We start from the raw sequence: 14,374 nt of genomic DNA, 5'->3' as shown, positions 1-14,374 counted from the left end.
ACCCAGGAATCCGGTACTCTGTCGCGCGCACGCGAACACCCCGCTATGTCACCGCCACACGCCCCCGATTACTCGGCTGCGCGCTCCGCGGCCATACGCCAGCGAATCGCCGCCTCAAGGAACCCGTCAATATCCCCGTCGAGGACCTTCTGCGGGTCGCCCACCTCATAGTTGGTACGCAGGTCCTTGACCATCTGGTACGGGTGCAGCACGTAATTGCGCATCTGGTTGCCCCACGACGCATTGCCGCCGGCGCCCAGCGCGTCCATTGCGGCGCGCTCTTCTTGGCGCTTACGCTCAAGCAGCTTGGCCTGGAGCACGCGCAGCGCGGACGCCTTGTTCTGAATCTGAGACTTCTCGTTCTGGCAAGTCACCACGATGCCCGTAGGAAGGTGGGTCAAGCGCACCGCGGAGTCCGTCGTGTTCACGGACTGGCCGCCCGGGCCCGAGGAGCGGTAGACGTCCACGCGCAGGTCCGAATCCGGCACGTCGATATGGTCGGTCTGCTCCACGACGGGCAGGACTTCGACCTCAGCGAACGACGTCTGGCGGCGCGCCTGCGAATCGAAGGGCGAGATACGCACCAGGCGGTGCGTGCCCTGCTCGACCGAGAGCTGGCCGTACATGTACTCGCCGTGCACCACGAAGGTCGCGGACTTAATGCCCGCCTCTTCCGCATAGGAGATGTCGTAAACATCGACCTTGTGGCCGTGCTTATCCGCCCAACGCGTGTACATGCGCATGAGCATCTCTGCCCAATCGGCGGCATCGACGCCGCCAGCGCCGGAGCGGATATTAATAACAGCCTCACGGTCGTCGTAGTCGCCGGAGAGCATGGTCGTGACCTCCAGCGACTCAATGGCCGCCTGCAAGGAAGCAAGCTCCTCGTCTGCCACCGAGGCGTCGCCCTCTTCCTCCGCCAGTTCGTACATGACGGGCAGGTCGTCGAGCCGCCCGCGCAGCTCCCCCAAGCGCCGCAGCTTAGCCTGCGCCGCCGAGAGCTTGGTCGTCACCTGCTGCGCGTGCGCCGGGTCGTCCCACAACGAGGGGTCGCCCGCCGTAGCCTCGAGCTCACGCACGGTCTCGCGCAGCGTCTCAGGGTCCATGACCTTCTCGATGGAGGTCAGGGTCGCGCTTAGCTGGTCAATCGTGGCGGAGGTCTCGGGTCGCATAGCGCCCCAGTTTAGCCCTCTAATTCGCATTGCCACGCATTAAGGGGGACAATGTGGACTTATGACTTCCCAGCCTTCTCTCGAAGAGATGACCGCGGCGCTCATCAAGACGTTTATCGTCGCGCACGCGGACGATTCTGACAATCATCTGGCCCAGGCACTCGTCTACAACGCGGGCCGCTGGGCCTGGCGCCTGCGCGAGCAGGGCGTAAGCGTCGACCAGAAGACCTCTGTCTCGGACGTCGTCACGGACGCGGACCGCTCGGCCGAAAAGTTCGTCTCCGAAATCCTCGCGACGGTCCGCCCGGAGGATGGCATTGTCGGTGAAGAGGGCGCCTCCCGCCCATCAACGTCAGGGCGCGTGTGGCACATCGATCCGGTCGACGGCACCTACAACTTTGCGTCGGGCTCTGATTATTGGTGCAGCGCCCTCTCGCTTTCCGATGCCACCGGGGTCATCCTCGGCGCCGTCCACCGCCCCGCCATGGGCTACACGTGGTGTGGCGGCCGCGACACCCCCACCACCCGCGACAACAAACCGGTGCACATGCAGACCGGGCTACCGAATCAGATTGCGCTGGCGACCTACCTGCACCCCACGTCCATGCAGGACCCGGACATCCGGGATGCGTGGCAGCGCGTGGCCTCGCGTTTCGCGTCGGTGCGCATGCTCGGCGCGGGTTCCATCGACTTGGCCTCCATCGCGGACGGCACGTGGGGCGCGTGGATGCAGCACTCCGTCGCGGACTGGGATTGGCTGCCCGGCAAGGCCTTAGTTGAAGGATCCGGCGGAGTTGCGCGTAAGGTATCCGCGGGCGGCGTGGAATGGTCCATCGCCGGCAATAAAGACGCAGTCGACGCAATCGAGGAGGCCCTCCGTGGGTAAGCACAAAGAAGACTTAGGTCTGGCCCTTGAACTGGCGGGTCGCGCGGATCAGCTCACCATGTCCCGCTTCGAGGCCGCTGACCTCAACGTGAAGTCCAAGCCGGACATGACGCCGGTCTCCGACGCAGACCTCGCCTGCGAGAAGCTCCTGCGCGCCGAGCTCGCCAAGGCCCGCCCCCAGGACGAGGTCCTCGGCGAGGAATTCGGCGGCGAGCAGATCATGTCCGGCCGCCAGTGGGTCATCGACCCCATCGACGGCACGAAGAACTACGTGCGCGGCGTGCCCGTGTGGGCCACGCTCATCGCGCTGCTCCAGGACGGTCAGCCCATCGTCGCCGTCGTCTCTGCCCCGGCTCTGCGCCGCCGCTGGTTCGCCTGCGAGGGCTCCGGCGCCTACCGCGTCTTTGGCGGCGAGAAGCGCCGCCTGCGCGTCTCCGGCGTGGACAAGATCGGCGACGCCTCCATCGCCATGTCCTCACTCTCCGGCTGGCTCGAGGCCGACCTGCGCGAGGAACTCATCGCCATGACCGATAACGCCTGGCGCCTGCGCGGCTACGGCGACTTCTGGAACTACTGCCTGCTCGCCGAAGGCGCCGTGGACATCGCCGTCGAACCCGAGGTTTCCCTCTGGGATCTCGCGGCCCCGTACCTCCTCGTCAAGGAGGCCGGCGGCACGTTCACCTCCCTCGACGGCGTGGACTCCCCCGCTGGTGGCTCCGCCGTGGCGACGAACGGCCACCTCCACGAGACCGTCATGGGTTACTTCCACGAGCAGTAGCCCGCCGCACCGCCAACCTGGCCGGATCGCCGAAGGGGCACCAGCATCCTGCTGGTGCCCCTCATGCGCGCGGGTTACGCGACCGTGAAGCCGGAGCCCACGCCGCCGCGGCGGTTCATGTCAGCGACGACGGCGTCGAGGTTCGTCGCCTCCGTGGGCGAGTGCAGCGCACCCTGCCACGGCGTGCGGCACGAGACCGGGCCGGTGCCGCCGGTGATGAGGCCGACCACGCGGCCGCGCTTGAACAGCGGCGCGCCGGAGTCGCCCACCATGGCGCAGACCTGGTTGACCTGGACCGGGCCGTTGTTGTTGAGCAACACCATGCCGCACGTGGTGCCGGTGGCCAGGCCGCGCTTGCACGCGACCTCGCCCGGCGCGACGGTGCCGCCCACGCCGTGCGCGGTGACCCCGTTGTAGGACGTGGAGACCTCCGCCTTGTCGTTGAACTCGATGACGGAGTAGTCCATGGACTCGTTTTTATCCACGACGGTGCCCGTGGGACCGACCTGCCAGGAGTCGGCAGAGCTGACCTGTTCGCCGACGTTGCCGCAGTGGCCGGCGGTAATGCCCACGGCGCGGCCAGCGGCGTCATGGCCGGCGACCGTGAGCGTGCACATCGTGTCCTGGCCGATGTAAATGGGCGTGCCCGGGCCGTAGAGCGAGTGGTCGCGGTTCATCGCGCGGTTGGACTCCTCCGGAATCCGCGGGGCGTCGTAGTACGAGCCCGGCACGCGGTGCAGCACGAAGTCCGCCTCGGGCTTCATCGCGGCGACCTTAGAGAACGTGTCGTTCTTCCACACGTAGTTGGGATCCACGGCGGCCGGACGGAACTCGGGCTGCGTGGCTTCCTCAATCTGCTGCAGGCCAATCGGGTTCGGATTGGTCAGCGGTTGGCCGCTTTCGTCAGCGCCACCGGCCGGGGCGGCGCCCACGGTCTCCGCGTACTGCGCGACCTGCGTCTCGGCCTGCGACTGCACGGCGGCCGCCTGCGTCTCGGCCTGGCGCTGGGCGGTGGAGACGTGCTCCTGGACCTCGGCGGGGGCATCGGCAAGCGCGGTGTCGACGGCGCTGTTGAATGCGGCGTTGAGGGAGGAGGCGGCATCGGAAAGCGCGGCGGCAGGGTCGGCCGTCGCGGCATTGGCTGCGGGGGCAGCAAAGAAGAACGCACCTGCGAAAGTCGCACCCACGAGGACTTTCTTAAGGCGCGAAACATGAAGCATAAAAAGGGCTCCTTTTCACGTTGAGGATGAGGACGAACCGTCTCATCATGACACGCGCGCGGCGCAGAATTCCTATCGACGTAACGACTGTGTCCAAGCCGTTACCTGTTTTCCAGACTCCGGGTACCCCCGCGCACAAAGGTGCAGGTTAAGAGGTGAAACCCTGCCCCGGCGCCCACGTCTTGGTGAGTCCCAGGGACACACTCGCTGCGGGGTCCTCGACGTCGGAGACCCGGTAATAACGCATCTCTACGTCTTCGGCGGTGAGCCGGGCGACGGCGTAGCCGTGGGCGTCATAGTCGACGTGCTTGACCCAGGGGTTCGCGTCGCGGATGGCGGACTCGACAAGCTGCGAGGTCGAATTGTCTTCGGGATGGTAAATCCCGGTGTATTCGGTGAGGATTTCGTCCACGTTGGGCGCGGAAATGGACGTGGTGACCATCTCGCAGGCGACCTCCTTGTCACCGTAGAAGATGGAGTTCGCCCACTCGCTGTGGATGTCGCCGGTGATGAAGAAGGAGTTGCCCTCGCGCTCCGCGAGGAGCTTGAGGAGGCGGTCGCGGTCCGCGGTGAAACCGTCCCACTGGTCTGCGTTCATGGCAAAGCCGGTGGTCGTGCCCTTGGCGTTGCGCAGGGCCTCGTTGGCTTCGTCGTTGCCGGGGATGGTGAGGATGCGCATGGGGGCGATCATGACGGAGTTGCCCATGACCATCCACGTCGCCTCGGACAGGGAGATGGTGTCCTGGAGCCACGCGTACTGCTCACTGCCGAGCATGGTGCGCTCGGGGTTCGCGTAGTTCGCGGCGGTCGTCTCCGCGTCGCGGTAGCTACGCAGGTCCATCATGGTGAGCTCCATGAGCGTGCCAAAGCGAAGGCTGCGGTAGAGGTGGCCTTCCTCCGAAAGCTTGGGGCGACGCAGCGGCATCCACTCGTAATACGCCTGCAGCGCCTGGTTGTAGCGCCAGTCCCACTGGCCTTCGGCGTAGCCGTCGGTGTGGTTCTGCGCGCCCGTGTTAAACGCGTCGTTGGCGGACTCGTGGTCGTCCCACGTCACGACCCACGGAGCGGAGGCGTGTGCGGCCTGAAGGTTCGCGTCCGTGCGGTAGCGGCCGTAGCGCATGCGGTAGTCCTCGAGGGTGACGATTTCCCACGACGGGTAGTGCGGACGGGCCACGCCAGATTTTCCGTGGTACTCCCCCGTGCCGTACTCATAGATATAGTCGCCGAGGAAGGCCACGAAGTCGAGCTCGCCCGCCTGGCCACGCTCCGCCATGTCGCGGTACGCCGAGAAGAAACCGGATTCCCAGTTCGCACACGAGGCCACGGCGAAGGTGAGCGACTCTGGGGTGGCGTTAAAGGAAGGAGCGGTCTTCGTGCGTCCCACGGGGGACTCGGCTCCGGAATGATCGCCGGAGGTCACCCGAAAGCGATAGAAATACTCCGTCCCCGGCTCCAGCCCAAAGGGCTCGACGTGGACCGTGTGGTCCTCCGCCACGGTCGCGGTCGCCGCACCGGACGCCACCAGCGAGCCAAACGAGCGGTCCTCAGAGACCTCCCACTCGACATCGACATCGGCGCCCAAGCCCGAGCCTGGCAGCGCGTCGCGGTCCGGCGTCACGCGCGTCCACAGCACCACGGAGTTCGGAAGGGGATCGCCCGAGGCCACGCCGTGGAGGAACGGCAAAGAAGAACCGGTGGATTGGTTATAAGCATCCAGGGGCGACAGACGGGTACCTTGCTGCGCGCCAGCCACACCGGCGGCCGCCGCGCCCAGCACGCCAGCCCCGAGCGCACCGTACTGCAACGCTTTTCGACGAGAGATGGAAGACATGAACAGAAACGCTAAGCAGCACCAACAGCCCCTTCAACCGCGAATACCCCCGAAGGTAGTTAATTGGAGAAACTGTTTTCATAGCATTAACTCCGCGTTCATGTGGGCGTGGTGAGCTAATCCGCATGTCTCAAAAGTCCCTTGCCGCCGTCGCGCTCGCCCTCGCTACCGCAACCTCCACGGTCGTGGTGCCCGCGCCAGCCACCGCCGCCTCCAACCCCATCTTCCGCACCCTCCTCCAACCCGGCGCGGATGAGACCCAAGCCATCGTCTCGTGGCGCACCAACGCCCACGGGGCTGCGGAGAAGCTCGAAGTCACCGGTCCCGACGGCACACAGACTTTCGACGCACAGGAGAAGAACGCCGGCGCACTGCTCTACAAGTCGAATTACGCCACAGCCACGGGGCTCAAGGAGAACACCACGTACTCCTACCGCGTGGGTTCCGACGAGGGCGGCTGGTCCGAGCCGCAGGACTACACCACCGGCAGCTTCGGCGAGGACTGGTCGTTTATCACCGTCACCGACGCCCAAATCGGCGTGGGCACGGACATCAAGGAACAGACCACGCAGTGGCAAAACACCATCGGCAACGCCGTCGCAGACGTGCCCGACGCCGAAATGATCTGGTCCCTGGGAGACCAGGTCGAGGGCTGGGGCGCGCCCGTCGCTCAGTATGACGGCTACTTCTCCGCGCCCGAGATTCGCCGCGTGCCCACCAACGCGCTGCCCGGCAACCACGAGCTCTACGCCTCCCCGGCGGAGCTCAAGCACTACGACGAGCACTTCCTCAACCCCAACCAAGAAGAGGACATCCGCGACTTCTACTTCGAGCGCAACAACGTGCTCTTCATCGGCCTCGACACGAACGCTAGCTCCGAGAAGGACATCGCCCGCCACGAGGAGTTCCTGCGCAAGACCATCGCCGAGCGCGGCAAGTCCAACGACTGGGTCCTCGTGGGCATGCACCACTCCTTCTTCTCCCAGGGCACCCACTACACGGACGCGGACGTCACCCGCCTGCGCGAGCAGCTCGCCCCCGTCATGAGCGAGCTCGACGTCGACGCCGTCCTCGGCGGCCACGACCACATCTACACCCGCACGCACCTCATGAACGGCCTCACCCCGGTCGAGGCCGAGGCCAAGCGCGGCGACGTGCTCGAACCCAATGACGGCGAGGTTCTCTACCTCACCACGACCACCGCTGGCGGCGGCAAGTACTACGACTTCCAGGGCGAGGACGGCAAGAAGTACCCCAAGGCCCGCTTCGAGACCATCGATAAGTCCCTCCAGCATCCCTCCACCGCCCTGTGGCGTCAGGACTACACCGAGGATTATATGAAGGTCGACGTCACCGGCGACAAGCTCACCTTCACCACGTACAACGCCAACGACCCGTCGGTCGTCGACAAGGTCTCGCTCACCAACAACGACCGCGCCGAGCTTTCCGATGCCCCCTCCTCCCCTTCGTCCCCCACGTCCGCCCCGTCTTCGGCGCCGTCAGAGCCCGCGCCCTCCTCCGAGCCTGCTGAGCCGGCCCCGTCGTCTGCGCCGCACGAGCCGGTGGAGACGACCGTGACCACGACGGCTCAGGTCACCAAGGTCGTCACGTCGACCAAGGAAGGCCCGACCCCTGAGATCGTGACCTCGACGAAGGTCGAGCCCGTGCCGACAACCATCACGACGACCGTGACGCCAGCAGCCAAGCCCAGCGACGAGGTCGTGCCCGCCGAGGTCGACCCGAAGGCCGACACGTGCGACGGCTCAGGCAAGGGCTCGGCGCAGGGATCGAGCGAGAAGTGCGGCTCGTCGACGGGCGGCATCGTCGCGGCGGTCGTGGGCACGCTCGCAGCACTGCTCGCGGCGCTTGGCGTGGGCTACGCCGCCACGACCGTCCGAGAGGGCGACCGCGCACCGAGCTGGCTGCCCAAGCCGCTCCACGGCCTGTACAACCGCTTCTTCTAGCCATGCGTTAGCCACAACGCCCGAATAAGGACCGAAAAATCGAAGTTTTCGGTTCCTATTCGGGCGTTGTGGTCATTTCACGCCGAAGCTCCGCGCCTTGCTCGGTGCAGGGCGCGGGGTTAGGCCTCCGGAGCGACCTCCTCGAGCTGCGGCACGAGCTTGTCGAGCGCGAAGTTGGTCGCGTCGACGGCGCCCACAACCACATCTGAGTCGGCCTCGCCCAGGGGCTCTGCAGCCAGCGAGACGCAGAAGATTTCCATGCTGCCGCAGGCGCCGATAACGCCGCCAGGTGTGACGGTCGAGAACTTGGTCGCGCGCAGGCGGCACCCGCACCAGACGTGGCTGCAGCAGTGGTCGTCGTCGCATTCGGAGGCCGTCGAACACGCCATGGAGCTCACGCGCGAGCGCCCCGTGGATCCGCTCTCCGGCGGACAGCGCCAGCGCGTGTGGATCTCCATGGTGTTGGCGCAGGACACGGACATCATCTTCCTCGACGAGCCGACGACGTACCTTGACCTCGCGCACAGCGTGGACGTGCTCGAGCTCGTCGTGCCCCGGTAGCCCCCGCTTTCCGATGCCCCCTCCCCCGCAGCGTCGCCTGGGTTAGGATATGGGTCGTTTGAACACCCCGATTCCCGCCTTACCTTGTGTAGGGAGAAAGTGCCGTCGTGACCTCTGTAATTTCCTTGCTGGCTGAACAGCCCGTGTTGCTTGTCGCACTGCTCATCGGCATTGGGATGGCGTTGGGCAGCATCAAGGTCCGCAGCATCAGCCTGGGTGCGGCGGCGGTGCTCTTCCTCGCCATCGCGGTCTCGGCGGCGGGCGCGGCCTCCGGCGTGGAGATCGTCCTCCCGCCGGTACTCGGCACGCTGGGCCTTGTGCTCTTCGCGTTTGGCATTGGCAATAACTCGGGCGTGACGTTCTTCCAATCGCTGCGCAGCGCGGGTGGGCCCATCTGCGCGATGATCGGCGTCTTCCTCGCCGCGGCCGTCGTCGCCTGGGCCTTGGGGCGCTACGCCTTCGGGCTCGACGCTGCGACCATCGCGGGCACCTTTGCAGGCGCCATTACGAACACGCCGGCACTGGCGGCGGCATCGGAAGCAACGGGCAACGGTGGTGCGGCGACGGTGGGCTATGCGGTGGCCTATCTCTTCGGGGTCATCGGCATGCTCGCGGCAACGACGCTCGTGCTGCGCAAGGCCGGTGAGGACGACGATACGACGAGCCCGGTCACGCTCGTGCACGTCCAGATCACGCGCGACGGCGGCGTCCCGGTGGGTGAGATACTCGAGACCGGTCACAACGAAGTGCAGGTCACGCGCCTGCGGCGGGTAAGCCAGAATGACATCATCATCCCGAAGTACTTTGACGTGCTCTATCCCGGCGACGTGGTAAGCATCGTCGGCTCGCCCGAATACCTCCACGTCGTCACCGAGGCCTTCGGCCGCGAGTCGCCACAGATTCTCAACGAGGACCGTCATGATCTGGACTTCCGACGCATTACGATTTCCCGTCATATCCATGCGGGCCAGACCATCGCGCAGCTCAACGACACCCTCGCGGACCGCTGGGGCGCGCGTATCTCGCGCATCCGTCGCGCCGACGAGGACCAGGTAGCCATCCCCGACTTCGTCGTCGAACTCGGCGACCGCGTTCGTGTCGTCGGCCCCGCGGACTCTTTGGAGGAAATCTCCGCGTTCCTCGGTGACTCCTCCAAGGGTCTCACTGACATCAATCCCATCTCGCTTGGCCTGGGCATGGCGGTCGGCGTGGGCCTGGGTGAGCTTTCCATCCCCATGCCCGGCGGCGGTTCGTTTAGCTTGGGCGCGGCCGCAGGCGTGCTCATCGTCGCGCTAATCATGGCGCGCGTGGGGCGCGTGGGTTCCTTGCCCACGGCACTTCCTCACTCCGCGAACACCGTGCTTGCCGAGTTCGGCCTCCTCATGTTCCTCGCCCAAGCCGGCACGAACGCCGGCGGCCAGATCGCCGGTGCTTTTACCGGCGGCGCGTGGTGGAAGATCCTGCTGCTCGGCGCGGCCGTCACGCTCACCGTCGCCGTAGGCGTCGTGCTACTCATGCGCCGCGTGCTCCACATGGGAGCCACGAAGACCTCCGGCGTGCTCGCCGGCGCGCAAACCCAGCCCGCCGTCCTCGCCTTCGCCAACACCCGCACGAATACCGACCCCCGCGTGTCCCTCGGCTATGCGCTCGTCTACCCCGCCGCGATGATTGCGAAGATTTTGGTGACGCATGGGTTGGCGGTGGTGGCATAGCGCTGTTACACAAGCATCCCCGGAACAAGCGAGAAAGAAGACATCAAGCAACTGCGCCATGAGAAGATATCCATCTCATGCCGGCTACCATGCGCGGTAACCCCACCCGAAACGGAGCATGTATGCCAGCAACCGTCGACCTTGAATCAGAGCGTCTAGCTGCTGTGCTGCGCAACGCGGATCCGGACGGATCGCGCGCACACGGGGCGCTCATGGCCACACGCGATTTCCTCTTCGCTAGGCATCGCCCCGGTGAGCGGCTCTTCGCCGTCGAGGAGGACAATTTCCTGGAAATTCTGGTTATTCATCTGCGTCGCAGGTTTGACGAAGTTCTCGATGACGGCAAGCACACGGAATGGTCACTGGGCGGGAGCGACGTAGACTACGCGCTGTGGCCTGCGAGCGCGGCGCCGCAAACTCATAACTCCTACGTCGTGTACCTTGACGCTGGGGTAGACGGCGATGCGCTGGCATGGGGCATCGGGAAGCGCGCGGACACTATCTGTTGGGTCTAGCGGCATTCCACTTCCATACCGAGAACGAATGTGCGCGCCGAGCTTTCTAATACGAACACCCCTTCGAATGCCCACGCCCCATGTCGCGCCTCGCAATAATATGAAAGGGCACAGTGCGCGTGACGGCCTTTCCAGCCACGCTTCCCGCACACTCCCCTATTCCCTAGCTTCAAGGAGGCCCCTATGATTGGCGCAATTATTGGAGACATTGCAGGCAGCGACTACGAGTTCAACCCCGTGAGCACGTATGACTTCGAGCTCTTCCCGTCGGATTCCAGCTTTACGGACGACTCCATCCTCACGGTTGCCGTGGGTGCAGCATTGCTCGAGGCAGGCTCCGATGAGGCAGCGCTCGCCGAGGCGCTTATCGATGCCTTCCATCGTTACGGCGCAAAGTACCCCACGCCGAAAGGTGCCTATGGCGGTAGCTTCAGCGAGTGGCTGCGCTCCGGCAAGCGCGAGCCGTATAACTCGTGGGGCAACGGGTCCGCCATGCGCGTCTCCGCCGTCATCGATTATGCGCGGAGCCTCGAGGAAGCCGAGGACCTCGCACGCATCACTGCGTCCGTCACTCACAACCACGAGGAAGGCATCAAGGGCGCGCAGGCCACCGCGGCGGCCGGCTACCTTGCCCGCACCGGCTCACCAGCGGCAGAGATTCGCGAGTACATCTCGCGAGCCTACGGTTATGACCTCACCCGGACGTGCGCCAGTCTGCGCGCGGCCGGGTATGGCTTCGAAGATTCCTGCCAGAAGACCGTCCCCGAATCCCTTATCGCTTTCCTCGAGGCGGACGACTTCGAGTCCGCCATTCGCAACACGATTTACCTGCGCGGCGACGCAGACACCATGGGCGCTATCACCGGCGCGGTCGCGGAGCAGTTCTTCGAGGTGCCACAGCGCTTCGTCGACCACGCACGCGAGACGGTGCCGGAGGAGTTCCTCAAGGTCATCGACGCCATCGAGGCGCGCCGCTAACTGTCCATCGGATTCCCCAGAAAAGGCGTCTGCGCCACGCCACCGTTGATACCGGCACACACCGCTACAACATTCCACCCGACACCAACGAAGAAGCCACGAACCTCATCACCACAATCCTTGAAGACTGAGCCGAGAATCGCGGACTAAACCACATTGTGAAAGTCAGGCCAGAAAATATACAGACAAATCACTGTGTTTTACACGTCGTCACTTAACGTATTGTCAGATTCGGTTGCTACAACTAGGAAATCGTTTTTATTAAGACGGTTATAGGGAGTACTTCTTACCAAAGAACACCTCCCGTTCAGTTGTAGCAAAGGAGAAATCTGGGGTGAATAAACCTTCACGAATTGTGGGGCTTGATATAGCGCGCTCACTCGCCATCATCGGCATGATCATTGTCCATATGGCCTCACTGCTTTGGAGCACAAAGATTGTGCTCTCCGGTCTGCCTTCATCATTGTTCGCCATCATTGCCGGCGCCACCATGATGATTATCGGGCGCAATTACAGCAGCACCACTTTCTTGCGCCTCATCACTCGCGGCGCTCTGATTATTCTCATCGGCCTGGCCTTGTTGCCGGTCGGTGGAGAAATTCAAGTAGTCCTCGTTGTCATGGGTCTGGTAATGATGTTGGTTTCCTGGATGCCAGCACTCGGAACCTGGTGGCGAGTCGGCTTCTTCATCGCCGCGACTATCGCCGCAACAATTAAGTATGCGCCCATGACGCTGCCACAGATTTATCCGCTACTGGCGTGGATCGCATATTTCATCGGCGGCATGCTGCTTTACGACGTCTACCTACGTGGTCGTCTGCAAGGCACTTCTACCTCCGAGACCAGCGCTAATACTCGGTTGAGTGGGATTGTTACCACTGTCAGCGTTGTCATCACAGCCGTCGGCATGTACTTCCGATTTGATCCCGAGATTGCTGGCTGGCTCCGTTTTACCGGCCACACCGGTGTCTTCGGCGAAATCATTCTCTCCGTCGCCGTTGCCGCTATTGTGCTGCATGTGTGCCTGTTCGTAGGCGACCGCTTTGCGACCGCGGTTTACCCGTTCGCGGCCATGGGAACAATGTCGCTGACCATTTACATCCTGCACGTTCTCACCGCGTTTTATTGGCAGCAGAATGTGGCTTTGCATTCCACGTTGTCCGCAGCAGGATTCATCGTATTCTTCCTCGTCATCGCAAGTCTCTGGAAGAAGTTTGTGGGACAGGGCCCTGCTGAAAAGCTCGTTGCCACCGCGATCAAGGCCATTGTTCCTTCTGGGAAAGGGAAATAACCGTGAAGAAAACATCTTTTTCCATCGCAGCACTTGTTAGCAGCACCCTGCTTCTATCTGCCGGCCCGGCTCTTGCATTGGAAAACGGCGAACCCGCACCTGCAAATGCTGAAAGCGGTTCTGTGGCCGAGCTAAGGATTGGCAAAATCGGAAATTTTGGTGACTGCACTGGAGCGCTGGTTGCAGATCAGTGGGTGCTCACAGCACGCCACTGCCTGGAGTCTGTGAACAACGAAGGAACCCAGGCCCGCATCGGCGGGAAGGTCTACGATGCCGATTCTTGGGCACTGTCTCCAGTGTCCGATGCAGGATTACTTCACTTGACCGAGAAGGTCACTGACGCAACTCCGGCGAAGGTTTCCCGCGATATCCCGGCACCTGGGCAGACGGGAACTCTTTACGGTTGGAGCAACAGCTCATCGATGGCCCGATCCGGACAGCTTCCGATGACCAAGATGGTCGTCAATGAGCTGCTGGGCGGAGGCCCCTCTGAAGGAACTCCAGGCGAGGCTGCGCCTGGTGAAGCTACTCCAGGTGAGGCTATTCCAGGCGGTGCCATGGAATCAATGGAAATGCAGCCAGACGCCGTCATGCCAGGTACAGCAATGCCAAATGCAGCTAAGCCAGACGCAGTTAAGCCAGATGATTCCCAAACCGAGTCGATCCCTGCTGGAACCGAAAGCATCCCTGCCGACGCTGCCATGATGCCGATGATCGAAAGCGCCATCCTGGACGCACATTCCGTATCTGGCGCAGGTATGCAGGGCGGCGACTCCGGCGGACCATTCTTCGTCGATGGAAAGCTCGCCGGGCTCGCTACCGCCCAAACTTCCAATGGCGATCCTGACCTGCCCTCCCCCAGTGCGGCAATCACTACCCTCGCAGGCACCGCCGACTGGATTGACGGTGTCACCTCTGGTCGCGACACAGAAAGCGTCCTAACCGCAGAGAACACTCCTGCTCCGCCAAAGACCATTCAGACCAGCGCCGATCACATGTGGGGTTACCTCGCCATCGCGTGCGTTGGCCTGGTTGTCGCAGCAGCCTGGTCGCGCATGAGGAAAGGCCGACAGTAGAACCGTCTAACCACAACCACAAGCCGTCTCCCCAGCAAGTACTGGGTAGGCGGCTTTTATCGGGCTCAAGGAACAAATGTGTGGGATCTGCGGCGTGTCGTCGTAAGGGACAATTTTCCATTTGCACGTCTCTGATCTAGGGCTAAGTAGCAGAAAGCGTGTCTGATTCTCGGGGTTGACGCAGGCCAGGTGATATAAACCGTGGGTTTATTTCGCCGAAGACGTAATAAACCCAGATGGTCCGCGAAATACCAGCTTCAATACAAACCTGTGCTAGTCGGCGATATCTGCTTGTTGGATGCCTAAGAACCATCCACGATGCCCAGTGTGTTCATCAAAAATGAAACGCAACGGCACTGAAGCGTCCTGGGTTTAGTTCCTACCTCAGCT

Annotated in this window: 12 protein-coding genes and 1 pseudogene; 9 read left to right on the top strand and 4 right to left on the bottom strand. The window is 63.4% G+C overall.

What is annotated here, in order from left to right:
• Positions 1–68: 68 nt before the first annotated feature.
• Entirely contained in the window at positions 69–1,172 is a 1,104-nt protein-coding gene (prfB, locus tag HMPREF0307_RS00460; protein WP_066484784.1) for a peptide chain release factor 2, read from the bottom strand.
• 61 nt (positions 1,173–1,233) lie between these two features.
• Here prfB and HMPREF0307_RS00455 point away from each other — a divergent pair, with 61 nt between their 5' ends.
• Both HMPREF0307_RS00455 and hisN read left to right on the top strand, forming a co-directional pair.
• Positions 1,234–2,058 carry an inositol monophosphatase family protein gene (locus HMPREF0307_RS00455; RefSeq protein ID WP_066484781.1) on the top strand — a complete coding sequence of 275 codons (825 nt, stop codon included), beginning with the start codon at positions 1,234–1,236 and terminating at the stop codon, positions 2,056–2,058.
• Positions 2,051–2,836 (top strand): histidinol-phosphatase, encoded by a 786-nt coding sequence (hisN, locus tag HMPREF0307_RS00450; RefSeq protein WP_066484777.1) that lies wholly within the window; start codon positions 2,051–2,053, stop codon positions 2,834–2,836. The genes HMPREF0307_RS00455 and hisN overlap by 8 nt, the downstream gene beginning before the upstream one ends.
• A 74-nt stretch (positions 2,837–2,910) precedes the next feature.
• Here the strand turns inward: hisN and HMPREF0307_RS00445 are convergent, their stop codons facing one another.
• Both HMPREF0307_RS00445 and HMPREF0307_RS00440 read right to left on the bottom strand, forming a co-directional pair.
• Positions 2,911–4,056 carry a S1 family peptidase gene (locus HMPREF0307_RS00445; protein WP_066484773.1) on the bottom strand — a complete coding sequence of 382 codons (1,146 nt, stop codon included), beginning with the start codon at positions 4,054–4,056 and terminating at the stop codon, positions 2,911–2,913.
• Between the two features lie 148 nt (positions 4,057–4,204).
• Entirely contained in the window at positions 4,205–5,887 is a 1,683-nt protein-coding gene (locus HMPREF0307_RS00440; RefSeq protein WP_066484770.1) for an alkaline phosphatase D family protein, read from the bottom strand.
• Positions 5,888–6,012: 125 nt separating this feature from the next.
• On the opposite strand from HMPREF0307_RS00440, the gene HMPREF0307_RS00435 reads away from it, so the two are divergent.
• Positions 6,013–7,851: a purple acid phosphatase family protein gene (locus HMPREF0307_RS00435; protein WP_070539729.1), complete on the top strand. Its 1,839-nt coding sequence runs from the start codon at positions 6,013–6,015 to the stop codon at positions 7,849–7,851.
• A gap of 119 nt (positions 7,852–7,970) precedes the next feature.
• On the opposite strand, the gene HMPREF0307_RS13075 is transcribed toward HMPREF0307_RS00435, so the two are convergent.
• Positions 7,971–8,111: a hypothetical protein gene (locus HMPREF0307_RS13075; RefSeq protein ID WP_168164055.1), complete on the bottom strand. Its 141-nt coding sequence runs from the start codon at positions 8,109–8,111 to the stop codon at positions 7,971–7,973.
• Here HMPREF0307_RS13075 and HMPREF0307_RS00430 point away from each other — a divergent pair.
• The 6 genes and pseudogenes from HMPREF0307_RS00430 to HMPREF0307_RS00405 form a co-directional block, all read left to right on the top strand.
• Positions 8,101–8,400, top strand: a pseudogene (locus HMPREF0307_RS00430) (ATP-binding cassette domain-containing protein); the annotation flags it as partial. The gene HMPREF0307_RS13075 and the pseudogene HMPREF0307_RS00430 overlap by 11 nt on opposite strands.
• A gap of 119 nt (positions 8,401–8,519) precedes the next feature.
• Positions 8,520–10,124 (top strand): aspartate:alanine exchanger family transporter, encoded by a 1,605-nt coding sequence (locus HMPREF0307_RS00425; protein ID WP_066484767.1) that lies wholly within the window; start codon positions 8,520–8,522, stop codon positions 10,122–10,124.
• Between the two features lie 122 nt (positions 10,125–10,246).
• Entirely contained in the window at positions 10,247–10,639 is a 393-nt protein-coding gene (locus HMPREF0307_RS00420; RefSeq protein ID WP_066484762.1) for a NaeI family type II restriction endonuclease, read from the top strand.
• A gap of 183 nt (positions 10,640–10,822) precedes the next feature.
• Entirely contained in the window at positions 10,823–11,617 is a 795-nt protein-coding gene (locus HMPREF0307_RS00415) for an ADP-ribosylglycohydrolase family protein (RefSeq protein WP_066484756.1), read from the top strand.
• Between the two features lie 334 nt (positions 11,618–11,951).
• Positions 11,952–12,908: a DUF418 domain-containing protein gene (locus tag HMPREF0307_RS00410; RefSeq protein ID WP_066484747.1), complete on the top strand. Its 957-nt coding sequence runs from the start codon at positions 11,952–11,954 to the stop codon at positions 12,906–12,908.
• A gap of 2 nt (positions 12,909–12,910) precedes the next feature.
• On the top strand, positions 12,911–13,984 hold the full coding sequence (locus tag HMPREF0307_RS00405; RefSeq protein ID WP_066484744.1) for a trypsin-like serine protease: 1,074 nt from the start codon (positions 12,911–12,913) through the stop codon (positions 13,982–13,984).
• The last annotated feature ends 390 nt before the right edge of the window (positions 13,985–14,374 follow it).

Origin of the sequence: Corynebacterium sp. DNF00584 (genome assembly GCF_001552965.1) — a bacterium.
Classification (GTDB): domain Bacteria; phylum Actinomycetota; class Actinomycetes; order Mycobacteriales; family Mycobacteriaceae; genus Corynebacterium; species Corynebacterium phoceense.
This window is presented reverse-complemented; position numbering and strand designations above follow the sequence as displayed.